20 protein-coding genes, 1 tRNA gene and 1 pseudogene are annotated in these 21974 nt (G+C 62.1%); 10 read left to right on the top strand and 12 right to left on the bottom strand.

Going from position 1 to position 21974, the window contains the following annotated elements; translation table 11 throughout:
* Positions 1–54 precede the first annotated feature (54 nt).
* A pseudogene (locus tag D3242_RS06770) lies at positions 55–216 on the top strand (JAB domain-containing protein); the annotation flags it as partial.
* A gap of 362 nt (positions 217–578) precedes the next feature.
* Entirely contained in the window at positions 579–1355 is a 777-nt protein-coding gene (locus D3242_RS06765; RefSeq protein ID WP_019858517.1) for a hypothetical protein, read from the top strand.
* A 200-nt stretch (positions 1356–1555) separates the two neighbouring features.
* Here D3242_RS06765 and D3242_RS06760 read toward each other — a convergent pair whose 3' ends face one another.
* The 7 genes from D3242_RS06760 to D3242_RS06730 all read right to left on the bottom strand — a co-directional run bounded on the left by D3242_RS06760 (position 1556) and on the right by D3242_RS06730 (position 10050).
* Positions 1556–2434: an SMP-30/gluconolactonase/LRE family protein gene (locus tag D3242_RS06760; RefSeq protein ID WP_019858518.1), complete on the bottom strand. Its 879-nt coding sequence runs from the start codon at positions 2432–2434 to the stop codon at positions 1556–1558.
* Positions 2435–2473: 39 nt separating this feature from the next.
* The gene (kce, locus tag D3242_RS06755; RefSeq protein WP_064984174.1) at positions 2474–3436 is read right to left on the bottom strand and encodes a 3,5-dioxohexanoate:acetyl-CoA acetone transferase; all 963 of its coding nucleotides are present in this window, start codon (positions 3434–3436) and stop codon (positions 2474–2476) included.
* Positions 3433–4380 (bottom strand): 3-hydroxyacyl-CoA dehydrogenase, encoded by a 948-nt coding sequence (locus D3242_RS06750; protein ID WP_019858520.1) that lies wholly within the window; start codon positions 4378–4380, stop codon positions 3433–3435. Before D3242_RS06750 ends, kce begins: the two co-directional genes overlap by 4 nt.
* Before the next feature lie 10 nt (positions 4381–4390).
* Positions 4391–5197 carry an SDR family oxidoreductase gene (locus D3242_RS06745; protein WP_019858521.1) on the bottom strand — a complete coding sequence of 269 codons (807 nt, stop codon included), beginning with the start codon at positions 5195–5197 and terminating at the stop codon, positions 4391–4393.
* Between the two features lie 13 nt (positions 5198–5210).
* Entirely contained in the window at positions 5211–7292 is a 2082-nt protein-coding gene (locus D3242_RS06740; RefSeq protein WP_064984172.1) for an ABC transporter permease subunit, read from the bottom strand.
* Positions 7289–8821 (bottom strand): sugar ABC transporter ATP-binding protein, encoded by a 1533-nt coding sequence (locus D3242_RS06735; protein WP_064984170.1) that lies wholly within the window; start codon positions 8819–8821, stop codon positions 7289–7291. The genes D3242_RS06740 and D3242_RS06735 overlap by 4 nt, the downstream gene beginning before the upstream one ends.
* Positions 8822–8922: 101 nt before the next feature.
* On the bottom strand, positions 8923–10050 hold the full coding sequence (locus D3242_RS06730; RefSeq protein WP_038647209.1) for a sugar ABC transporter substrate-binding protein: 1128 nt from the start codon (positions 10048–10050) through the stop codon (positions 8923–8925).
* Positions 10051–10268: 218 nt separating this feature from the next.
* Between D3242_RS06730 and D3242_RS06725 the strand changes: the two genes are divergently transcribed.
* The 7 genes from D3242_RS06725 to D3242_RS06695 all read left to right on the top strand — a co-directional run bounded on the left by D3242_RS06725 (position 10269) and on the right by D3242_RS06695 (position 16217).
* Complete coding sequence (locus D3242_RS06725) at positions 10269–10949, top strand: GntR family transcriptional regulator (protein WP_019858525.1); 681 nt, start codon at positions 10269–10271, stop codon at positions 10947–10949.
* A gap of 134 nt (positions 10950–11083) precedes the next feature.
* Entirely contained in the window at positions 11084–11968 is an 885-nt protein-coding gene (locus D3242_RS06720; RefSeq protein WP_032921106.1) for a cytochrome c oxidase subunit II, read from the top strand.
* A 21-nt stretch (positions 11969–11989) separates the two neighbouring features.
* A complete protein-coding gene (gene ctaD, locus D3242_RS06715; protein ID WP_064984168.1) occupies positions 11990–13759 on the top strand; it encodes a cytochrome c oxidase subunit I in 1770 nt (589 codons plus the stop codon).
* Positions 13756–14460 (top strand): cytochrome c oxidase subunit 3, encoded by a 705-nt coding sequence (locus tag D3242_RS06710; RefSeq protein ID WP_064984166.1) that lies wholly within the window; start codon positions 13756–13758, stop codon positions 14458–14460. Before ctaD ends, D3242_RS06710 begins: the two co-directional genes overlap by 4 nt.
* Positions 14461–14473: 13 nt before the next feature.
* Positions 14474–15193, top strand: coding sequence for a heme-copper oxidase subunit III family protein (locus D3242_RS06705; RefSeq protein ID WP_019858530.1), 720 nt, complete (start codon positions 14474–14476; stop codon positions 15191–15193).
* Positions 15194–15202: 9 nt separating this feature from the next.
* Positions 15203–15604: a cytochrome C oxidase subunit IV family protein gene (locus D3242_RS06700; protein ID WP_019858531.1), complete on the top strand. Its 402-nt coding sequence runs from the start codon at positions 15203–15205 to the stop codon at positions 15602–15604.
* Between the two features lie 139 nt (positions 15605–15743).
* Positions 15744–16217 (top strand): aminoacyl-tRNA deacylase, encoded by a 474-nt coding sequence (locus D3242_RS06695; protein ID WP_038647215.1) that lies wholly within the window; start codon positions 15744–15746, stop codon positions 16215–16217.
* Between the two features lie 156 nt (positions 16218–16373).
* On the opposite strand, the gene D3242_RS06690 is transcribed toward D3242_RS06695, so the two are convergent.
* From D3242_RS06690 to tig, 5 genes are all read right to left on the bottom strand, one after another.
* Entirely contained in the window at positions 16374–17186 is an 813-nt protein-coding gene (locus D3242_RS06690; protein WP_038647217.1) for a DUF2189 domain-containing protein, read from the bottom strand.
* A 467-nt stretch (positions 17187–17653) separates the two neighbouring features.
* Positions 17654–18589, bottom strand: coding sequence for a heme o synthase (locus D3242_RS06685; RefSeq protein ID WP_064984165.1), 936 nt, complete (start codon positions 18587–18589; stop codon positions 17654–17656).
* A gap of 36 nt (positions 18590–18625) precedes the next feature.
* On the bottom strand, positions 18626–19006 hold the full coding sequence (locus D3242_RS06680) for a c-type cytochrome (protein ID WP_038647221.1): 381 nt from the start codon (positions 19004–19006) through the stop codon (positions 18626–18628).
* A 152-nt stretch (positions 19007–19158) separates the two neighbouring features.
* Positions 19159–19683, bottom strand: a complete 525-nt coding sequence (locus tag D3242_RS06675; RefSeq protein WP_064984163.1) for a hypothetical protein — start codon at positions 19681–19683, stop codon at positions 19159–19161.
* Positions 19684–19847: 164 nt separating this feature from the next.
* Entirely contained in the window at positions 19848–21323 is a 1476-nt protein-coding gene (gene tig, locus D3242_RS06670) for a trigger factor (protein ID WP_019858538.1), read from the bottom strand.
* Between the two features lie 357 nt (positions 21324–21680).
* On the opposite strand from tig, the gene D3242_RS06665 reads away from it, so the two are divergent.
* Positions 21681–21765, top strand: a tRNA-Leu gene (locus tag D3242_RS06665).
* Positions 21766–21974 lie beyond the last annotated feature (209 nt).

Below are 21974 nucleotides of genomic sequence, written 5' to 3'. Positions count from 1 at the left end.
GACGCCGAGATATTTACCTTATTTTTCAACAAGATAATGCGTGACGCAAGGAAGCTGCACAACCACCCGTCGGGCGATCCGACCCCATCGCGCGCCGATATCGAGATGACGAAAGAGATCGTCGAAGCGGGCAAACGGCTGGGCATCGGCGTGCACGACCACATCATCATCGGGCGTAAAGGATACGCCAGCATGAAGGGCCTGCTGCTGATTTAGGGCGGCGACCAATATGGCGACCACGTCGCCTTCGCAGAGAGCAAGCCATGGCGTCCCCGCGTGACGCATTCGGCCAGGCCTTCGTCATCGACTTCCTGTATTCCAACGCGTTTCCGACTGACCGCTCGGCGACATTGGCTAACAGCCAGGACCATGGTCCTAGCTGGTATGGGACTTCAGTAGCACAGCGACCTCGCGGCATCTATTTGCATGAAATATCAACAAGTTAATCCACAGGCCATTGCCGGACTCGAGCAGTGCGACCGCATTTGTCTAAAGTTTACTCCGTACGATTAGTGGATTCTCATATTACGCTGATCTAGCGCGGTTGGGCGGAGGTGGCGATTCCCCGAGGAGACACCATGACAAACCGAAAAACTCTGTTCGCGGCGCTTGCCGCATTGGCGCTTCTGGCGTCGCCGGCGCTGGCCGGGGCCGGCGGCAACGGGCACGGTGGCGGCAATGGTGGCGGCCATGGCAATGGCGGCGGCAATGCTGGCGGCAATGGCAATGGCAAAGGCAACAGCGGTGCCTCGCGTGGCAAGTCTGCGTCGGCCCCAGGACGTGTTGGCAAGGTAGACGCTGACGCAACGACCGACACCACAGTCGACACGACCACCCAGGTCGCATCCGTGCCGAAGGAGAAAAACATCCATGCCAAACTCGGCCGGCTGAATTCGCTGCAGCGCAACATCAACGCCTATATGAATTCCAAGAGCAAGAAGTTCGCTGCCATCCAGGCCTTCGTAACACAGTCCGCGAAAGCCAAGGTTGCCCAGGCCGCGGCTGAAGCGGCAGCCGCCACGGCCGCCGCCGCGCAGGCCCAACTGGATAAGCTGAATGCGCAGCTGACCGCGCTGCAGACTGATCCGAACGCCACGGCTGCGCAGATCCAGGCTGTGAAAGATCAGATCACCGCCCAGAAGGCCGTTGTCGACGCCGACAACGCAGCGGCCGACGATGCAGAGGCGGCGGCGGCTACGGCGACTGTCGGCACCGACCAGGCATCGCTCGATGCAGCGCTGACGGACATGGCCAACAAGCCCGTCGATGACGAGGTCACGGCCTGGGCCCAAGGCGTCCTTGCTGACAAGATCGACCAGATGGCCACCAAGATCGAAGCGCAGACGACGCCTTAGGCATCGACCAGAACGGCAATAGCAAGGCCGCGGAGCTCCGCCCGGCGGCCTTGCTATTTCTTGAGCATAGAGAAAAAACTCGCACGCTCGGTCCTGTCAGACACGAAATGCAGATTGTCGCGCGTAGCGACATTGGCCTGCCGACCGGCCTTGGCAACATGCCGACCGTCAATTTCGGCCCTGGGGAACGACCCAGCCCGTCAGCCGCCAAATCGCGGCTCTGGAACGCCCGTCACGCCCAAGCCGGTGATGGCGAACAGGCTGCCGCGCAGGACACCGTCGCCGGGAAAGCGCGGCAGCGGCGGCTTGGCCATCGAGGTGACATAGAGCGTATCGAGCTTCGGCCCGCCGAACATCACGCTGGTGATCTTCTTCACCGGCATGTCGATGATGCGATCGACGGTGCCGTCCGGCGCGTAGCGCACCAGACGGCCGTCATAGACCAGGGCATTCCAAAGATACCCCTGCGCATCGACGGTCGAGCCGTCGGCCGCGCCACCCTTGCTTGTGTCGACGCGCACGAAGGTACGGCGGTTGGTGGCAGCGCCGGTAGCAATGTCGTAGTCGTAGGCCCAGATTTCGCCTGTCCAGGTATCGGCGAAGTAGAAGGTGCGGTCGTCCGGGCTCCAGCATGGGCCGTTGGAGCAGATGATGCCGGAATCGATCCTGGTGACGGAGAAATCCGGATCCAGCCGGTACAGCCCGCCTGAAGGCCCCTCCTCCATCGTATCCATCGAGCCGGCGAAGAAGCGGCCGCGCCGGTCGACTTTGCCGTCATTAAGGCGGTTCATCGGCCTGTCCGGCTCCGGATCATGGATCAGCGTCACCTCGCCGGTGGCGAAATCGAGCAGGTGGAAGCCGCGCTGCAGCGAGACGACCGCGCCGCCACCGTCCTTGCGCAGCGCCATGGAGCCTATCTTCATCGGCACGTCCCAGGAGCGGATCTCGCGCCCATCGGCGGTAGCGCGGAACACGCGGCCGTCGAAACTGTCGATCCAGTAAAGGCGCTCCTGTTCGACGTCCCACAGCGGGCCCTCGCCCAACGTCGTCTTCACATCCACCACGACTTCGATCTTCATGCCATCCTCCTGTGTATCGGTGTGCAGCGCTTGGCCGCGTCAGAAGGCGACCTTGTCGCCGCCCTTCAGGGACAGGATCTCGCGTGCCTCGTCAGGCGTCGCCACCTCCATGCCAAGCCCTTCGATGATCTTGCGCGCCAGCAAGACCTGTTCGGCGTTCGACTTGGCGAGCTTGCCCTTGCCGGCCCACAGGCTGTCCTCCAGCCCGACGCGGATGTTGCCGCCGAGTGCTGCCGACTGCGCGGCGATGCGCAACTGGCTGGCGCCGGCGCCCAGCACCGACCAGCGGAACTGGTCGCCGAACAGCCGGTCGGCGGTTCGCTTCATATGGGCGACATCTTCCGGATGGGTGCCGATCCCGCCGAGCAGGCCAAAAACCGACTGCACGAAGAATGGCGGCTTCACCAGCCCGCGGTCGGCGAAGTGGGCGAGGTTGTAGAGATGGGCGATGTCGTAGCACTCGAACTCGAAGCGCGTGCCATTGTCGTAGCAAGTCGCCAGAATGTATTCGATGTCCTTGAACGAGTTGCGGAAAACGAGGTCGCGCGTCGCCTCCAGATGCGGCTTTTCCCAGTCGAACTTGAAGGTCTCGTATTTGTCGGCGAGGTGATAGAGCCCGAAATTGATCGAGCCCATATTGAGCGAGGCCACTTCCGGCTTGAACTTGGCGGCCGGGCGTACGCGCTCCTCGACCTTCATGTAGGGGCTACCGCCTGTGGTGATGTTGATGGCGGCATTGGTCCCTTGCTTGACGCGCGGCAGGAAGCGGGCGAACGCCTCCGGCGTCTGGTCGGGCTTGCCGGTTTCCGGGTCTCGCGCATGCAGATGCAGGATCGCGGCACCGGCTTCCGCCGCGGCGATCGCCTCGGAGGCGATCTGATCCGGCGTGATCGGCAGATAGGGCGACATGGTCGGCGTGTGGATCGCGCCCGTCACCGCACAGGTGATGATGACCTTGCCTTTGGCCGCCGATGCGCCTGATTTGCGGCTGGTCTCTTTCATTGTCCGAACTCCTGATCCGATTTCTTCTTGTGTGCCGCCAGTGCCATCAACCGGCGATCCCGCCAGACCTGCCGGTCACCCAGATTTTCCCTCGGCAGGCGCTTGCTGCGCTCGGCCTCGACCGTTTTCATGACATCGCCCGCCCAGTCGACGCGGCGCAGCATCTGCGGGAAGATGTTGGAATAAATGCCCTGGTACCGATCGACATAGTCACGCACGCCGCCGGGCGCGTTGAGGTCGATGGTCTCGAACGGCCCCATGAAGGACCAGCGCAGCGCCAAGCCGTCACGGATACCGATATCGACATCCTCGACACTGGCGTAGCCGTCCGCGACAAGCCGGAAAGCCTCCTCCAGCAAGGCGCCTTGCAGGCGGTTCATGATGAAGCCCTCGAGCTCGCGCTTCATCACCAGCGGCGCGTGGCCGGCATCGATGAGGAAGGCGCGCGTCTTCTCCAGCGTCTCGGCGGAAGTCCACGGCGCCGGCACCACCTCTGCCGCCGGGATGAGATAGGGCGGGTTGATCGGATGCACGACCAGGCAGCGGTGCCGCCCTTGCAGATGGTCGGTGAATTTCGACGGCAACAGCGCCGAGGTGGAACTGGCGACGATCGTTTGCGGCCCGGCAAGCCGATCGATCAGTGAGAACACCTCCCGCTTCACATCGAGATTTTCAGGCGTGTTTTCCTGGACATGGGTTGCGCCGGCCAGCGCCTCCGCCAGTTCGGCAACGATGGCGATGCGGGCAAGCACGGTGTCGACCGCCTGCCCGCGCAAAAGGTCATTCGTGGCGAGATCGCCGAGCACACCCTCTATGTAGTCGCGTGCGCCGCCCGTCACGGCAGGCGACTGATCCCACATGCGCACATCATGGCCGGCGCGGGCGAAGCTGATCGCCCACGCGCGCCCGATGAACCCGCTTCCGACAATCGCGACATTGGCCATGGATCGATCCTCAAAGTGTTTCGACGTTGCCGTCGACGCCAAGCGACTGGCCGGAAATATTGATGCCCGCGTCGGAGAGCAGGAACGCCACCATCGAGGCGACGTCATAGGGGCTGGTCATGCGGCGCAGCGAGATGTTCTGCAGATAGCGCCCGGTCATCTCCTCGTGGCTGATGCCGACCTGTTTGGCGCGTGCCGCGATGACGCCTTCGATGCGTGGCCCCTCGATGATGCCGGGCAGGATGGCATTGACCCTGATGCCGTGTGGCCCAAGCTCCTTGGCGAGGCTCTGGGTGAAACCGATGACGCCGAATTTGGCGGCCGAATAGGGCGTGCGGAACGCGTAGCCATGGCGGCCGGCCGCCGACGACATCGACACGATAGAGCCGCCGCCGGCTGCCTTGATCAGTGGCACGGCGCGCCGGGCGCAGAGGAACTGGCCGGTCAGGCAGATGTCGATGCAGCGCCGCCAGTCATCCGGTTCGATCTCGTCCACACCGCCGGTCGGCCCGGCAATGCCGGCATTGTTGATCAGCGCGTCTAGCCCGCCGAGCTTTTCCTTGACCGTCTCGAACAGCCGGTCGACGTCCTCGTCGCGCGAGACATCGGCCTTGACCGCCGCGACCAGGTCGATCTTGGCCGGAGCCGCAGCCAGCGCCACGTCGGAGATATCGCAGACGACGATGCGTGCGCCGAGCCGCGACAGCGTGTCGGCGATGGCGAAGCCGATGCCACCGGCGCCCGCCGTCACCAGCACGCGCTGCCCTTTCAGCCCGGCCAGAAATTCGTCCGCCGATGCGGGTGCCTTTGCGCTCATCGTCCTGTCCTTTTCATTGCAGCCGCCGTTCGCGCAGCGCCATGACGGCGCTGAGAACGACCAGCCCGTAGAGAATTGCCCTGGTGGCGTAGGGCAGCGTGGTGCCGGCCAGCAGCATCTGCAGCGCCGTCAGAAGCAGCACGCCGCCGAGCATGCCGAGATAGTGGCCGCGCCCGCCGGTGATCAGCGCGCCACCGACCACCACGACTGCGATCGACGGCAAGAGATAGTCGTCACCCATGCCGAGGCTTGCCTGGCCGGAAAAGCCGGTCAGCATGATGCCGACAACAGCGGCGCAAACGGCCGATAGCATGTAGACCAGGATCAGCGTGCGCTCGACGCCGATGCCGGACAGGCGCGCCGCGCGCAGCCCGTTGCCGATGCCGTAGACCCGACGCCCGAACGGCGTGCGTCCAAGCAGCAGCACCGCGCCGGCCACAAAGACTACCATCAGCAGCACGACAGGCGTCACGAAACCGAGCCTGGCCGTCATGAACCAGCGCAGCATCGGCGAGGAAAACCCTGCCGGCGTTCCCTGCGAATAGACAAGCGCGAAGCCCTGGAGGATGCCGTTGGTGGCCAGCGTCATGACGATCGGCGAGATGCCGAGATAGGCGATGCCGAAGCCATTGGCGAATCCGACGGCGCAGGCCATCACCAGCACGACCGGGAGGGCGTAGAGGAGTGCGGCGTCGGAGCCATTGACCATGCCGGCCAGGATGATGCCGGAAATGCCGATCGTCCACGGCACGGAAAGATCGAGGCCGCCAGTCAGGATGACCGTCCCCTGCCCCAGCGCGAGAACTGCAAGGAAGGACGACAGCACCAGCAGCGAGTTCCAATACCCCGGGTTGAGGATGGCGTGGCCGAGCCAGACCTGGGTGACGATGACGATGATGAGCAGGCAGACATAGGCGGGCAGCGCATAGCGCAGCGTCTCGGCGTTGCGCAGGCGGAAAGCCGGGCGCGGCGATGCTGGACCGCGCTGGCCTTGCGAAGGTCCAGTGAGCTTGAGCCGTCGGTCGATCGGCTCGAGCTGCGAGGGCAATATGCCGGCGCGCCAGGCGGCGAGCCGGGCGCGGGCCGCGCGCAGTTGCACGGCAAGCACCGATGCGTGGGACAGGGATCCGGCAAGGGCCGCCAGCACCAGAATGGTGCCTTCCGCAATGGTCGAATAGTAAGCCGATACGTTGAGCACCAGCAGGATGTTCACCACCATCATCAGGATATAGGCGCCGAAGACGGTGCCCACCGGACCGCCCTGCCCGCCGCCAAGGCGCGTGCCGCCGACGACGACAGCCGCGAACATCGACAGAAGCAGCGGATTGCCGACCAGCGGGTCGGCGCTGCCGGTCTGCGCGCTGATGAACACGCCGGCAAGACCGTAGCAGCCGCCGGCGATGACGTAGACGGCAAAGCGCACCAGCACGACATTGATGCCGACGGCGGCGGCCGAATCCGGATCGCTGCCGACGGCATAGAGTGCCGTGCCGAAACGGGTTCCCTTCAGCCAGAACCAGGCGAGCAGGACCACGCCGATCACCACCAGCGGCATTGGCAGCCAGCCGGTGATCGCGTCGCCCAGATAGAAGGTTCCGAGATCGGGCGACACGAAGCCGCCGGGCTTATCCATCACCAGCAGCGTCACGCCTTGCAGGATGAACATGGTGGACAGCGTCACCACGATGGGTTGCATGCGCAGCACCGCGATGAAAAAGCCGTTGAAGGCGCCCACCGCCATGCCGACGCCGATGCCGACCGCCGTCCACAACAGGATGCTGGCGCCTGGGGCCATCGGATCCATGCTCGATGCCAGCACGACATTGACCAGCGAGATCACCGCGCCGGCGGACAGGTCGAACCCACCCGACAAGATGACGATGGTCTGGCCGACCGCCGCCAGCGCCGAGGTCGCGCCGCCGCTCGACAGGAACGACACGTCGAAATAGGTCAGTGGCCCGGCACTGATCCAGTCGACGATGAAAAGCAGGATCGCAAGCACGGCCGCGGCGATCAGCGCGCCGCGATGGCGCATCAGCGCACGGCGCAGGCCGAAACCAGCCGAAACAGGAGATGGGACTGCTGCGCTGCTCATGCGGCGACGTCCCCGGCATGGCCGAGCGCAGGCCGCATGATGGCAGGCTCGGTGATGGCGTCACCTTCGAGCTCGGCCGCGATGCGCCCGTCATAGAGAACCAGGACCCGGTCGCATTGGTGGACCAGTTCGGGAATTTCCGTCGAGTGCAGCAGGATCGAGCCGCCGGCGGCGACGTAGTTTCGCATCATCACATAGAGCTCATGCTTGGTGCCGACATCGATGCCGCGCGTGGGATCGAACAGAAGCAGGATGCGGCTCTGTGCCACCAGCCATTTGGCGATGGCGATCTTCTGCTGGTTGCCGCCCGAAAACGCCCCGGCCCGCGTCCACAGGGCGCGGCGGTCGACTTCGACAGTTGCAAATGCCGCCTCGACGGAGCGGATCTCGGCCGCGGCATCGACAAGGCCGAAGCGCGTGAAGCGCGAGACGACGGGCAGCGTGGCGTTCTGGCTGCCCGACAGTTTCAGGAACAGGCCTTCGGATTTGCGGTCTTCCGGCACCAGGCCAATGGCCATGTTGGGCCGCAAGGCATCCGCCGGCGAGCCGAGCCAGACCTTGCGGCCATCGACAAGGACGTCGCCCCGGGTGATTTCAGCCATGCCGAAGCAGGCCAGGAACAAATCCTGCTGGCCCATGCCTTGCAGTCCGGCAATGCCGAGGATCTCGCCCCTGCGCAGGTCGAAGCTCGCGCCGTCGAGCTTGCGCCCGACCTTCAGGTCGCGCACGCCCAGCACCGGCGGGCCAAAAGCCTGGGCGCCGTCCGGCTTTGGCGGAAAGGTCTGCTCAATGGAGCGACCGACGATCTTTTCGATGACGTCGGGGTCGGAAACATCGGCTACCGGCGCGGTGACGATGTGGCGGCCGTTCCTCAGGATCGTCAGCGTGTCGCAAAAGGCGCGCACCTCGCGCATGCGATGGGTGATGAAGACGATGGTGGTGCCCGTCGCCTTCAGCCTGGCGACGATGTCGCCCAGCCAGTCGACGTCGCGGCCGGCGAGCGTCGAGGTCGGCTCGTCGAGCAAAAGGATGCGCGGCTTGCGGTAGACGGCCCGCGCGATCTCGATCTTCTGGCGCACCGAAAGCTCGAGCTCGCCGACCTCGGCATCGAGATCGACGGAAAAACCGAGTTCGTCGATGTGGCGGCGGACGGCCTTGCGCGCGGCGCCGCGCCTGATCAGCCCGGAGATGCCAACGGGTGCGTAGGGCAAAAGCATGTTGTCGAGGACGGACAGATCGCGCACCAGGGTCATCTCCTGGAACGCCGTCTGCACGCCGAGCGTATGTGCCACGCGCGGCGCACCGTAGCCGATCTCCTTGCCGAAGACCCTGATATGACCGGCACTCGGTCGCACCAGTCCCGACAGCAGTTTGACCAGCGTCGACTTGCCGGCGCCATTCTCACCCAGCAGCGCGTGGACGCTGCCGGGCGCGATGCGGAACGACACGCCGTCCAGCGCGACGGTCGGGCCGAAGGCCTTGCCGATGCCGTCGATCTCGATGGCGGGGAGCGCGGAATGTTCTGTCATATCCTCGATCGCAGGCTGCGCATTTTTGGACGTCGCGCATTGGCGCGGATCGACGATGCGCGGAGAAGGTTCCGTGCATCGTCGCGATTGCCTTGGGAGGCTCAGTTCTCCGGCTGCCCGACAAGCGCGGCGTTGAGGCCGATCTCGGGCGTCTGGTCCGAAAAGATCGAAGCGAACCAGCCGGGATTGGAGACCAGCGACGGCTTGAAGACGTTGCAGCCGGCCTTCATCTCCGCCCAGGTGCCTTCGTCGCACAGCTTGATCGTCTCGTTGGTGACGACCGGCAGCGGCAGGATCGTGGTCTTCGGCACGTCCTTGCCTTCGATCGCCTCGACGGCGAGTTTCAGCGCCAGCGCGCCGGAATAAGGCGGTGAGGCATAGGAAATGCGTTGTGCACCAGCCGGTGCATAGGGCGGAGCTGCTCCTTCTACTTCGGTGCTCGCAGGCAGCATCTGGATGCGGCCGCCATTGGAGCCCTCACCGGCGCAAGGCAGGAGTTCGCTGGCCTTCTTGCCGGCCTCGAGTTGCATGGAGTTCGCGGTGAAGCAGCCAACCTGCATCCACAGCCCGTTGATGTCGTTCCAGCTGCGCGTGGCGAGGATCTTGGAGAGCTCGGTGCGGGCAACCGCCTGGCTCCACATGCCTACAGCCTCGCCGACAATCTTGATATCGGGGTACTTGGCAAAGACCTCCTTGGCGGCCTTTGTCCGCTGATCGTCGACGGATGTTCCGGGAACACCCGTAATGGCGATGATGTTGCCCTTGCCATTGAGCTTCTTCACCAGCCATTCGGCGGTCACCCTGCCCGCTTCCAACTGGTCGATATGAACATTGTAGGCACAGGGCTCGGTGATCTCGGCGTCATAGGCGAAGACCTTCACCCCCTTGTCGCAGGCATTCTTCACGACCTGGTTGAGCGCGGTCGGCGAGATCGGATAGACGACGATCGCCTCGGCACCGCTCTGCACCATGGCGTTGATCTGCTGGATCTGGCGTTGTGCGTTGGGTCCGGCGACCTGGACCTGCAGGTCGACCTTGTCGGCAAGGCTCTTGTGAGCGGCCATGGCCTTGACCATGTTTGCCGCCTCGGCCTGCCAGTCATTGCCGATATAGCTCATGCTGAGAAAGATCTTGTGCTTTTCGGCGGCTTCAGCAGCCGACAGCCCAGAGGCGCATACGGCCATGCCGGCCAGCAGCGCGAGCCGCCGGACTTTCAATCCGATACCCATGTGAATTCCTCCCGATACGAACGACCGAATGCCTCCCGAGGGCACGAACCGTAGCCCTCGTCATTCGATGTCGGAGACCGTATCATGATTTGATCAAAGATCAATGATGAAATATCCTTACGTCAAGGCTACGGTCGCCAACGCTTGACGCGGCAGCCGGAACCCTGCATTCCGGGAACGGTTATGGCGCGGCCTTTGCGCCGAAAGGTTGATGGGAAATGGCCGGAGCGGCGTTCAGGAAGCCTGGTGTCGAGATCGTGCCCTTGTCCAGGGAGACCCTGCAGGACAGGGTCTATCGCCATGTCACCGAGTTGATCCTCGACGGCAGCATCGTGCCCGGCGAAATGGTGACGGTGCAGAGCCTCGCCGACGCTTTCGGAGTCAGCCCGATGCCGGTCAGGGAGGCGTTGCGGCGGCTGACCGCGGCCAATGCCTTGATGGTCGTTTCAGGCCGCTCGATCGGCATTCCCGCACTCAGCCGCGCGCGCCTCGTCGATCTCAGGAATGTCCGCTTCGAGATCGAGGCGATTGCCGCCGCCTGGGCTGCCGAGCGCATCGACGATCGGGGCATCGCGCAACTCGGCCAGCACTTGGCCGCCCTCGAACAGGCCAATGCGGCGGGAGACGTCAAATCCTATCTGCGCGCAAACTATGCCTTCCATTTCTCCATCTACCGGGCGGCCGGCTCGGAAAATATCCTCAACATCATCGAGAATCTGTGGCTGCAGATCAGCCCCTATTTCAACATGCTGCATGATTCCGGAAACTATTCGACCGCCAACGAACACCACCAGGCGATGTACGCGGCGCTGTGCAACCGCGACGCCGAGGCCGTCCGCCAGGCGATCCGCGCCGATATCGACGCCGCTTTCGACGTTCTGGTCGACCTGCTCAAATAGGTCGCGGCGGCAAAAGACGGGATTTTTCCCGTCAGGATAGTCGCCTCTGGAATTGACCCCAAATTAAGCTATGATGCGCTTGGTATTTCTTGGCGGCGGCTTCGCTCCCCCCTCGAATGCCGGAGGAACGGGACATGGCCGTAGCGCTTGTACTCGTTTTGATCGTCGTGGGCTCAGTGTTGTTTCACCTCCTGAGCCCATGGTGGTGGACGCCGATTGCCTCGAACTGGGCCTATATCGACAACACCATCATCATTACCTTCTGGATCACCGGCGTCGTCTTCGCCGCCGTCGTGCTTTTCATGGCCTATTGCGTGTTCCGCTTCCGTCATCGGGAGGGAAACCGCGCCGCCTACGAACCGGAGAACAAGCGGCTCGAATCGTGGCTGACGATCGTCACCGCGGTAGGGGTCACGGCGTTGCTGGTTCCCGGCCTGTTCGTCTGGAGCCGATTTGTCAACGTCCCGAGCGACGCGACCGAGGTTGAAGTCGTTGGCCAGCAATGGCAGTGGAGTTTCCGCCTGCCCGGCAGGGACGGCAAGCTTGGAACATCCGACACCCGCGACGTCACCGCCGACAATCCGCTGGGCGTGATCCCCAAGGATCCTAATGGCCAGGACGATGTCGTGGTCGAAGCGGCCGATCTGCATCTGCCGGTCGGCAAACCGGTCAAGATGCTGCTGCGCTCTATCGATGTGCTGCATGATTTCTATGTGCCGGAATTCCGCGCCAAGATGGACATGATCCCGGGCTCGGTGACCTATTTCTGGTTCACCCCGACCAGGACCGGCACCTTCCAGGTCCTGTGCGCCGAACTTTGCGGCCAGGGACATCCGATGATGCATGGCGTGGTCATGGTCGACACACAGCAAGACTACATGGCCTGGCTTGGCCAGCAGCAGACTTTTGCACAATTGTCGGCGCCCAAGCAGACGGGGTCGGCGGACGAGACGACGGGACAGACGGCGGCGCTGGGTCCCGAAATTGCAGCAAGGCTCGAAACGGTCGGGTCTCGCTGAAAAGGACACGGAGGTGTTCCTATGGTCGACATCACGCCTGCAGATGGCATCCCGCCGGCCGAGGTCGCGGAAGTCGAACTCTACCATCCGCACGGTTGGTGGACCAAATACGTCTTCTCGCAGGACGCCAAGGTCATCGCCGTCCAGTATTCGGCGACGGCAACGGCAATCGGCCTGGTCGCCCTGGTGCTGTCCTGGCTGATGCGGCTGCAACTCGGCTTTCCCGGCACGTTCGACTTCATCACCCCGGAAGCCTACTACCAGTTCATCACCATGCACGGCATGATCATGGTGATCTACCTGCTCACCGCCCTCTTTCTCGGCGGCTTTGGCAACTATCTGATCCCCCTGATGGTCGGCGCGCGCGACATGGTCTTTCCCTATGTCAACATGCTGAGCTACTGGATCTACCTGCTCGCCGTGCTGGTTCTCGTGTCGAGCTTCTTCGCGCCCGGCGGACCGACGGGCGCCGGCTGGACGCTCTACCCGCCGCAGGCCATCATGAGCGGGACGCCAGGCGGCCAGGACTGGGGCATCATCCTGATGCTCTCCTCGCTGATCCTGTTCATCATCGGCTTCACGATGGGCGGCCTCAACTATGTGGTGACCGTGCTGCAGGGCCGCACGCGCGGCATGACAATGATGCGCCTGCCGTTGACCGTCTGGGGCATCTTCACCGCGACCGTCATGGCGCTGCTCGCCTTTCCGGCGCTGTTCGTCGCCAGCGTCATGATGCTGCTTGACCGAGTGCTGGGCACCAGCTTCTTCATGCCGGCGATTTCCGAGATGGGTGAGCAGTTGCAGCACAATGGCGGCAGCCCGATCCTGTTCCAGCACCTGTTCTGGTTCTTCGGCCATCCCGAGGTCTACATCGTGGCGCTGCCGGCCTTCGGCATCGTATCCGACCTGATCAGCACCCATGCGCGCAAGAACATCTTCGGCTACCGGATGATGGTCTGGGCCATCGTCGGCATTGGCGCGCTGAGCTTCGTGGTCTGGGCGCACCACATGTATGTCAGCGGCATGCACCCCTATTTCGGCTTCTTCTTCGCCACCACGACGCTGATCATCGCCATTCCGACCGCCATCAAGGTCTACAATTGGGTGCTGACCCTATGGCGCGGCGACATCCATCTCACCATACCAATGCTGTTTGCCCTGGCCTTTATCGTCACCTTCGTCAATGGCGGGCTGACCGGCCTGTTTCTTGGCAATGTCGTCGTCGATGTTCCGCTATCCGACACGATGTTCGTCGTCGCCCATTTCCATATGGTCATGGGTGTCGCCCCGATCCTCGTGGTTTTCGGCGCGATCTACCATTGGTATCCGAAGGTCACCGGCCGGATGCTCGACGAAACGCTGGGCCGGTTCCATTTCTGGGTCACCTTCCTCGGCGCCTACCTGATTTTCTTCCCCATGCACTACCTCGGCCTGATGGGCGTGCCGCGGCGCTATGCCGAACTGACCGACATGACGATCATGACGGAGTCGGCTCATCACCTGAACTCGTTCATCAGCATCATGGCCTTCATCGTCGGCTTCGCCCAGATGGTGTTCCTGTTCAACCTGATCTGGAGCATCCGCCATGGCCGCGAGGCCGGCGGCAATCCGTGGCGGGCCACGACCCTCGAATGGCAGACGCCGCAAACACCGCCGGCCCACGGCAATTTCGGCAAGGACCTGCCGATCGTCTATCGCTGGGCTTATGATTACAGCGTACCGGGTGCCAAGGAAGACTTCATCCCGCAGAACATGCCGGGCTCCTTCGGCCCCTCAAGGGAGCCGGCATGAGCGTCATCCTGGTCTTCCTGCTCGTCATTGCCGGTTTTGCCGGATGGTGGCTTTCGCACCAGAGGCTGATGGCCAAGCCATGGCTCGAGCAAGGTCTGGCCAGTGATTTTGTCGGCCTCGACCGGTCGGCCCTGCCAACAGCCAAGATCGGCCTCGGCGTTTTCCTTGCTGTCGTCGGCTGCCTGTTCGCGCTCTTCACCAGTGCCTATTTCATGCGGATGGCGGTGTCGGACTGGCAGCCGCTGCCGCTGCCGCGCCTGCTCTGGCTCAACACCGGCGTGCTGGTCCTGAGCAGCGTGGCCCTGCACTGCACTTCGGTGGCGGCGCGCAGGGGGCAGATCGACACCGTACGGCTCGGCCTTGCCACGGCCGGGCTCACGACGCTCGCCTTCCTGGTCGGACAGCTCATGGCATGGCGGCAGTTGACCGCCGACGGCTATTTTCTGGCCTCCAATCCGGCCAACAGTTTCTTTTACCTGATAACCGGCATGCATGGCCTGCACGTGTTGGGAGGGCTGGTGGCACTGGGCAGGACCACCACGAGCGCCTGGGCTGGAACGCGGCCGGAACGACTTCGCCTCGGCGTGGAACTATGCGCCATGTACTGGCATTTCCTGCTTTTCGTCTGGCTTGCCATCTTCGCGCTGCTGGCCGGCTGGGCCGCGACGTTCATCGACATTTGCCGGCAGATGCTGACCTAAGGGGATCAAGCGGATGGCAGAAACACTGACACATATCGGCCAGACGGAGCCACGGCCCACAGGTTGGCGAGGCATTGCCGCCGATTGGTCCTCGGATCAGCGCGCGTTCAAGAACGTGTCCTGGGGCAAGGCCATGATGTGGATATTCCTGCTCAGCGACACCTTCATCTTCGGCTGCTTCCTGCTCTCCTACATGACCGCGCGCATTTCGACACGCGTGCCGTGGCCCAATCCCAGCGAGGTCTTCGCGCTTCGCATCGGCGGGTCGGATATCCCGCTGATCCTAATTGCCATCATGACGTTCGTGCTGATCTCCAGCAGCGGAACGATGGCCATGGCGGTCAATTTCGGCTATCGCCGGGAACGCCGCAAGACGGCCATCCTCATGCTTCTGACCGCGGCGCTCGGCGCGACCTTTGTCGGCATGCAAGCCTTCGAATGGACCAAGCTGATCACTGAAGGGGTGCGGCCCTGGGGCAATCCCTGGGGTGCCGCACAATTCGGTTCGTGCTTCTTCATGATCACCGGTTTCCACGGCACCCATGTGACGATCGGTGTGATTTTCCTGATCATCGTGGCGCGCAAGGTCTGGCGCGGAGATTTCGACACCGGACAGCGCGGCTTCTTCACCAGCCGCACGGGTCGCTACGAGAACGTCGAGATCATGGGACTGTACTGGCACTTCGTCGATCTGGTCTGGGTGTTCATCTTCGCATTCTTCTATCTTTGGTGAGAGGCAGACATGGCAGAAGCAACCGCAAACGGCCTCGGACAACACGCACTTCATGCGGGTCATGCACATGAAGCGCCGGCGGCCGTCACCCATGCCGACGTGCATCAGGAACATCCGATCAAGCTCTATCTGGTGGTCTGGGCGTGGCTGTTCATCCTCAGCACCTGCTCCTACCTGGTCGATTATTTCGGCCTTCACGGCTATCTCAGATGGTCGCTGATCCTGATCTTCATGATCCTCAAGGCAGGGCTGATCGTCGCTGTCTTCATGCACATGGCCTGGGAACGGCTGGCGCTGGCTTATGCGATCATCCTGCCGCCGATACTGGTGCTGGTGTTCGTGACAATGATGGTCTTCGAAGCCGACTACACGCTTTTCACCCGGCTGGCATTTTTCGGAGCCGGACCCTGAAGCACGAACCGCATTCCGATCTTGCCACCGCGCCTCGAAACCATCAGCCGCTGGTCTATTTTAGTACCGGAAACGACATAAGGAGAATGACTGCCCTCGTTTCCGCACGCGTCGCGAACTCCGGCAAAGGGAGGCCAAGATGACGATCGCAACCAGACTGAAGGACTTTATCGACAGGAAGGGAATCTCATACGACACAGTCGCCCACCATCGCACGTCCACCAGCAGACAGTCCGCCATCGCGGCGCATATACCCGGCAGCATAGTGGCCAAATCGGTCGTTGTTCACCACGAGCTCGGCTATGCGCTGGCCGTGGTTCCAAGCACGCACAGGATCGAGCTCGGCACATTGCAGGACGTCATGGACAAGCGTCTCGGACTAGCCTCCGAAGACGAGGTGACTTCGCTCTTCGCTGATTGCGACACCGGCGCCGTTCCGCCGATCGGCGCACCTTACGATGTGCCGGTGATTGTCGATGACAGCCTCGGCGATGCCGCCGACATCTACTTCGAAGGCGGCGACCACAGAACGCTGGTGCATGTCAGCGGCGAGGATTTCCGCAACTTGACCATGGGCGCATACCGCGCCCGCTTCAGTCACCGGGCCTACTGACGGCTTCGATCAAGCTCGCACCGGCATGCCGAGCAATTCCAGGAAAAGTGTGATCGGTTTTCCGTCCGGAATTGCGTTAAAAGAGACGGATAGAGCGTTTTACCGTTTCCGTGAAACGGTAAAACGCTCTGGCCGGTGCGGTGAAGCAAAACGTCCTCAACTCGTCGGTCTGGCGGGCGATTCCACAACCTTGCGGTAGACATGCCAGGTGGCGTGGCCGAGGATCGGCAACACGACGGCGAGCCCGACGAACACTGGCAGCGAGCCGATGATCAGGCCGACGGCGACGATCAGTCCCCAGACAGCCATCACGATCGGGTTCGCCAGGACCACGCGAACCGAGGTGTGGATCGCTTCATAGGCGCCGACATCGCGGTCGAGCAACAATGGGAAGGCGACGACCGTCGTGCACAACACCACCACGGCAAAGACAAAGCCGATGGCGTGCCCCAATATGATCAGCGTCCAGCCACGTCCGGTGGCAAATATCGCGTTGATGAAGCTGGATATCGATTCCGGCGGAGCCGGGCCGAAAAGATATTCGTAGAATATCTTCGCCGTCAAAAGCCACGTGATGAAGATTGCAAACAGCATGATCCCGACCGCCGCGATGGCCGGCAGCGCCGGAGAATTCCTGACCTCGAAAGCGTGCCTCCAGGAGGTGTCGAGCCCGGCTTCCCGTCTACGGCTGATTTCATAGAGGCCTATCGCCGCGAAGGGGCCAACCAGCGCAAAGCCAGAAACCAGCGGAAACAACAACGGCAAAGCATTGGCGCCCGAAGTCCATGCGGCGAGCACGACGCCCACGAGCGGATAGATCAGGCAGAGAAAGACGATATGCGACGGTTTAACCATGAAATCATCGACGCCCCGCCTGAGCGCGTCAAAAAGGTCGGAAACAGCGATTTTTCGAATTTTGGTATGTTCCAGCGTCTCGCTGGCGCCTGCTATCACATGAAAACTTGCCATGACCGTTCCTCCAGACTGGGTCCGGAAAGGTCGCGATTTAGCGGTGCTGCCGTCTGCGTGACTGGCCACGCAAAACCGCGACCTGCACCGCCACCAATATACTCTCTTGTGAGGGACTTGTCGCCCGTTGTTGGGCTGCACGGCTGGCTCTGGAAACCCTTCTTCGATATGCGCACGCTGCGCCGCGTGTCTCTTTTTTGGACACGTAAACACGCTGGAGCACTTGGATTGGCGCATGATCCTTTGCGAACCGGAGATCGGCGCAGCAGAGTCGATCCCGATCTTCAGGACCATGCACTGGGTCGAAGGCGAAGGTCATGGACGCAAGGACGCTTCTCATACTCGGCCTTGGCATAATCATTCTGCTGTTGCTGGGATTCTGTGCGCTGCCATCGTGACAGCACTGCTGGGTCTTCGGCAAAGCACTCGCCGACCGGCCAGAGCGGTTCGCGGATGGCGATCTGCGCTCAGGCCCCGGCTGAGATCAGCGCGCGCATGGCAATGGTGTCGGCAAGCAGCGCGGCGAAGATCGCGAAAAGATAGAGGATCGAATAGGCAAACAGCGCCTTGGCGGGTTTCAACTCCGTTTCAGAAGCCGCCAGAACCTTCCAGGAATGCCAGATGAAACCGGCGCCCAATGCGACCGAAGCGATTCCGTAGTAGCCGCTGGCGAATCCGAAGAACCAAGGCAGCACGCCGACCGGCGCCAGAAGCAAGGCATAGGCGAGGATTTGCCTACGCGTCGAAGCAGGGCCGGCCACATTCGGCATCATCGGAATGCCGGCAGCGGCGTAGTCGCCAACCTTGAACAGCGCCAGCGCCCAGAAATGCGGCGGCGTCCACAGAAAGATGATCAGAAACAGGATGAGGCTTTCGATGCCGATGGCGCCAGTTGCGGCCGCCCAGCCAATGACAGGAGGAAGGGCACCAGCCGCGCCGCCGATGACGATGTTCTGCGGCGTCGAGCGCTTCAGCCACATCGTGTAGATGACGATGTAGAAGAAGATGGTGAAGGCCAGCAGCGATGCGGCAAGCCAGCCTACCAGTACGCCGAGTGTCATGACCGAAAGCGCGGAAAGCACAAGGCCGAAGCCGAGAGCTTCGCCCGGCGTGACGCGGCCCGACGGAACCGGCCGTTTTGACGTGCGTGACATCAGCGCGTCGATGTCCGCGTCGTACCACATGTTCAGGGCCCCCGCCGCTCCTGCTCCGATCGCAATCGCACCGATTGCTATCAAGGCGATGACCGGATTCATCGCGCCGGGCGCCACCATCAGGCCGACGAAAGCGGTGAATACGGCAAGCGCCATGACCCGCGGCTTCAAAAGCGCGAAGAAATCGGCCGCCGTCGCTTCCGAGAGGCGGATGGAGGTATCCTTGAGGCGGCTTTCCCTAGTCGACATCTCGGACGACCACCGATGGATGGCGAGGGAGCCAGGTCACTTGGAGAACGTTTTCAGATAGGCAATGACGTTGGCCACGTCCGCATCGTTCTTGAGTCCGGGAAACGTCATTTTGGTGCCTTTGACCATGGCCTTGGGATCATGAAGGTAGGTCGTCAGCGTTGGCTCGTCCCATTTGACGCCGGATTTGCCGGCAGCAACCATGGCATCGGAGTATTTAAAATCCGGATGCGTACCGGCCGTGCGGCCGATGACGCCGTGCAGCGATGGACCGATCTTGTTCTTGTCCTCGTTTGCGATGTGGCAGACTTGGCATTTGGTGAAGACCTTCTCGCCAGCCGCGGCATCCTGTGCCTGCGACGGATGCGCGATGAAGATCGTAACGGACACCCCAGCGAAAAACGCTATAGCACGCATGGCATTTCCTCCCTGATCGCCATTTATGCCTCGGACGATCGCGCCTGGGCAGAATATCTCTCCCCAGTGGAATTGCGGTACCAACATACCATGGAATTCAGGCGGCGGGTAGAAAAAGCCAAGCATTGCGAAGGTTTAGAACCCGGCCGCGCTCAAGGCGGCTTGGTCCGGCAGCTTCCGGCGATCTGCTCGACCGCCTCTTCGAGCCCCGCAAGGTCGAAATCCGCCTGGCCGCGGCCTGACAACAAGCCGAACCGCCAGGAAAGCGACAGCCGGCTTGCGGGAAAAAGGCGCTTGATGCCGTCGGCGCCGTCGCGCACCAGCATTCGGCCGCGCGACCCGACCGACCAGCTCTCGTCGAACTTGCCGCCGCCGTCGACGGTGACCGACATGGTGATCTTGCGGCTGGCCGAAACCCCGTCATTCAACTGCAGCCATTCGGTCCAGCGCGGTTCGCCGTCTGCCCGGCAGGCAATGGTCAACACCGGGCTGTAACTCAAGGCACCGCCACCCGTGATCAGCTTGTTGATGCCATGAAGCGAAGCGGTGACAAGGCCATCGTCGTCCGTATCGAAGCGCCACTCGCCGGCAAGCGCGCCGGCCTGGGCAACATCGCAGGCGAAGGCCAGAACGAGCGCCAGGGCGACGGGACGCACCTTTTCGAAGAATAGGCTCAACGCCCCCTCCAGGAACCACACGATTTGCAACAGCAGCGCAGATAATGATCAACGCCAGGTATCGCCAAGTGCCATTTCCCGCAAAGCGAATCGGCTGTTGCAGTTTCGCAACGAAAAAGGCCGCCTCAAGGGCGGCCTTCGTCGATTCCCTCAAATGCGGGAACTTATTCGGCGTCCTTGGCGGCTTTTTTCTTCGGCGCGGCCTTCTTCTTCGGCTCTTCCGCCTCGTCGCCCGCCTTGGCTTCAGCCTTCTTGGCCGCGGCCTTTTTCGCCGGCTTGGCCTTGGTCGTGGTTTCCGCGTCCTCGTCGTCGGCCATCAGCTCTTCCTTGCTGACCTTGACGTCAGTGACCGAGATCTGGCCGAGCAGGTGGTCGACCACCTTCTCCTCGAACATTGGTGCGCGCAGCGCGTTCAGCGCCTCGGGGTTGCTGCGGTAGAACTCGAAAGCTTCCTGCTGCTGGTTGGCCGGGAAGCGGCGAACCTGCTCGAACAGGCCACGCTGCAATTCCTCGTCCGATACAGTGACACCGGCCTTCTCGCCGATCTCCGCCAGCACCAGGCCGAGACGCACACGGCGTTCGGCAAGACGCAGATATTCGGCGCGGGCTTCTTCTTCGGTCGTCTCTTCGTCGGCGAAGGTGCGCCCGGCGGCTTCCAGGTCGCGGGTGACCTGAGCCCAGATGTTGTTGAACTCGGCCTCGATGAGCTTCGATGGTGCCTCGAACGAATAGGCGGCATCGAGCTGGTCGAGCAGCTGGCGCTTGACCTTCTGGCGTGTCATCGAGCCGAACTGGTTCTCGATCTGGCCGCGCACGATCTCACGCAGGCGCTCCAGCGATTCCAGGCCAAGGTTCTTGGCGGTCTCGTCGTTGATTTCCAGCTCGCCCGGCTTCGACACTTCCTTGACGGTGACGTCGAACGTGGCTTCCTTGCCGGCCAGATGTGCCGCCTGGTAGTTTTCCGGGAAGGTCACGGTGACCTGCTTTTCGTCACCGGCCTTGGTGCCGATAAGCTGATCCTCGAAGCCAGGAATGAATTCCTTGGAGCCCAGTACCAACGGCTGGTCGGTGCCGGCGCCTCCGGCAAAGGCCTCGCCGTCGATCTTGCCGACATAATCGATGCTGACACGGTCGCCTTCGGCGGCCTTGCCGGTCTTCGGCTCATAGCTGCGTGCCGATTCGGCAACGCGCTTGACCTGGTCGTCGATCTCGGCCTCAGGCACGTCGAACACCTGACGCGTCACCTTGATGTCGGAGAAATCCTTGATCTCGATCGCCGGGATGACCTCATAGTTGAGGCGGAACTCGAAGTCGGTACCGCCGGCCAGGATCTTCTCGGCTTCCTTCTCGTCCTCGGTCATGATGACTTCGGGCTGCATGGCGGCCTTTTCGCCGCGGCCCGTAATGATCGAACGGGTGGAGTCGTTGAGGATCTCGTTGACCACTTCGGCCATGAACGACTTGCCATAGACCTTGCGCAGGTGCTGCACCGGCACCTTGCCCGGCCGGAAGCCGTTGATGCGAACCTTGTTGCGCGCGTCCGAGAGCCTCGCCATCAGCTTGGCTTCCATGTCACCGGCCGGCACGGTGATCTTGATCTCGCGCTTGAGACCGGAATTAAGCGTTTCGGTGACCTGCATCGTAAAACCTTTGTTTTCACCAATGAGACTGCCACGGCCTCTGCCGTTTACAGCCTGCCGGTATATTCTTGCCGGGAATGGCTTTTGGTACGGAACCTGGCGATTTGACCGAAATTACGGCTCAAACTCTCCCAAACTGCGTTCCAAAATGTGAATAAGTTCTTGTTTTTCCTACTTCTTATCACATTCTGTAGAAGCGGATCGTCGCGTCCCGTCACATTTGACACGCCTTTTGTCACAGGCGAGCCTAATTTTCAACAGTCTTCGCGCTTAGGCGAATAACCAACGTTTCGGCCCTGGCCGACATCTCGTCTCTGACATTGACAGAATGATGGCTACATGGGATTGCCGGGCGATGCGGATGTGGCGGAACTGGTAGACGCCCTGGATTTAGGTTCCAGTGCCGAAAGGCGTGGGGGTTCGAGTCCCTTCATCCGCACCAATTTTTTCGGCCAATGACTGCTCCGAATGAAATCCAACTTTCAAGGAAGACCCTTGAAATAGTTCGTTGACAGGTTCTTACTTGCAGCGGGCAGGTTGGGGCTCTGTCGAGCTGTGCGCGTAGTTTCTCTAGTTCTGGCGGTAGGGTCAATTGTCGCGGCAGCAACATGTAAGGTTGAGGCCCTAGAGTACACGGCTGTTTCGTCTCCA

Origin of the sequence: Mesorhizobium jarvisii (genome assembly GCF_003601985.1) — a bacterium.
Lineage (GTDB): Bacteria > Pseudomonadota > Alphaproteobacteria > Rhizobiales > Rhizobiaceae > Mesorhizobium > Mesorhizobium jarvisii.
The sequence above is the reverse complement of the archived record's forward strand: the minus strand, read 5'-3'. Positions and strand labels throughout refer to the sequence as shown.

Excerpts from the sequence above, each read along its gene's own strand:
- D3242_RS06765 (WP_019858517.1), top strand. The coding sequence starts at position 579 with ATGACAAACCGAAAAACTCTGTTCGCGGCGCTTGCCGCATTGGCGCTT.
- D3242_RS06740 (WP_064984172.1), bottom strand. The coding sequence starts at position 7,292 with ATGAGCAGCGCAGCAGTCCCATCTCCTGTTTCGGCTGGTTTCGGCCTG.
- D3242_RS06750 (WP_019858520.1), bottom strand. The coding sequence starts at position 4,380 with ATGGCCAATGTCGCGATTGTCGGAAGCGGGTTCATCGGGCGCGCGTGG.
- D3242_RS06710 (WP_064984166.1), top strand. The coding sequence starts at position 13,756 with ATGAGCGTCATCCTGGTCTTCCTGCTCGTCATTGCCGGTTTTGCCGGA.
- D3242_RS06680 (WP_038647221.1), bottom strand. The coding sequence starts at position 19,006 with ATGCGTGCTATAGCGTTTTTCGCTGGGGTGTCCGTTACGATCTTCATC.
- D3242_RS06685 (WP_064984165.1), bottom strand. The coding sequence starts at position 18,589 with ATGTCGACTAGGGAAAGCCGCCTCAAGGATACCTCCATCCGCCTCTCG.
- D3242_RS06725 (WP_019858525.1), top strand. The coding sequence starts at position 10,269 with ATGGCCGGAGCGGCGTTCAGGAAGCCTGGTGTCGAGATCGTGCCCTTG.
- ctaD (WP_064984168.1), top strand. The coding sequence starts at position 11,990 with ATGGTCGACATCACGCCTGCAGATGGCATCCCGCCGGCCGAGGTCGCG.
- D3242_RS06705 (WP_019858530.1), top strand. The coding sequence starts at position 14,474 with ATGGCAGAAACACTGACACATATCGGCCAGACGGAGCCACGGCCCACA.
- D3242_RS06690 (WP_038647217.1), bottom strand. The coding sequence starts at position 17,186 with ATGGCAAGTTTTCATGTGATAGCAGGCGCCAGCGAGACGCTGGAACAT.
- D3242_RS06730 (WP_038647209.1), bottom strand. The coding sequence starts at position 10,050 with ATGGGTATCGGATTGAAAGTCCGGCGGCTCGCGCTGCTGGCCGGCATG.
- D3242_RS06720 (WP_032921106.1), top strand. The coding sequence starts at position 11,084 with ATGGCCGTAGCGCTTGTACTCGTTTTGATCGTCGTGGGCTCAGTGTTG.
- D3242_RS06760 (WP_019858518.1), bottom strand. The coding sequence starts at position 2,434 with ATGAAGATCGAAGTCGTGGTGGATGTGAAGACGACGTTGGGCGAGGGC.
- kce (WP_064984174.1), bottom strand. The coding sequence starts at position 3,436 with ATGAAAGAGACCAGCCGCAAATCAGGCGCATCGGCGGCCAAAGGCAAG.
- D3242_RS06700 (WP_019858531.1), top strand. The coding sequence starts at position 15,203 with ATGGCAGAAGCAACCGCAAACGGCCTCGGACAACACGCACTTCATGCG.
- D3242_RS06735 (WP_064984170.1), bottom strand. The coding sequence starts at position 8,821 with ATGACAGAACATTCCGCGCTCCCCGCCATCGAGATCGACGGCATCGGC.
- D3242_RS06695 (WP_038647215.1), top strand. The coding sequence starts at position 15,744 with ATGACGATCGCAACCAGACTGAAGGACTTTATCGACAGGAAGGGAATC.
- tig (WP_019858538.1), bottom strand. The coding sequence starts at position 21,323 with ATGCAGGTCACCGAAACGCTTAATTCCGGTCTCAAGCGCGAGATCAAG.
- D3242_RS06745 (WP_019858521.1), bottom strand. The coding sequence starts at position 5,197 with ATGAGCGCAAAGGCACCCGCATCGGCGGACGAATTTCTGGCCGGGCTG.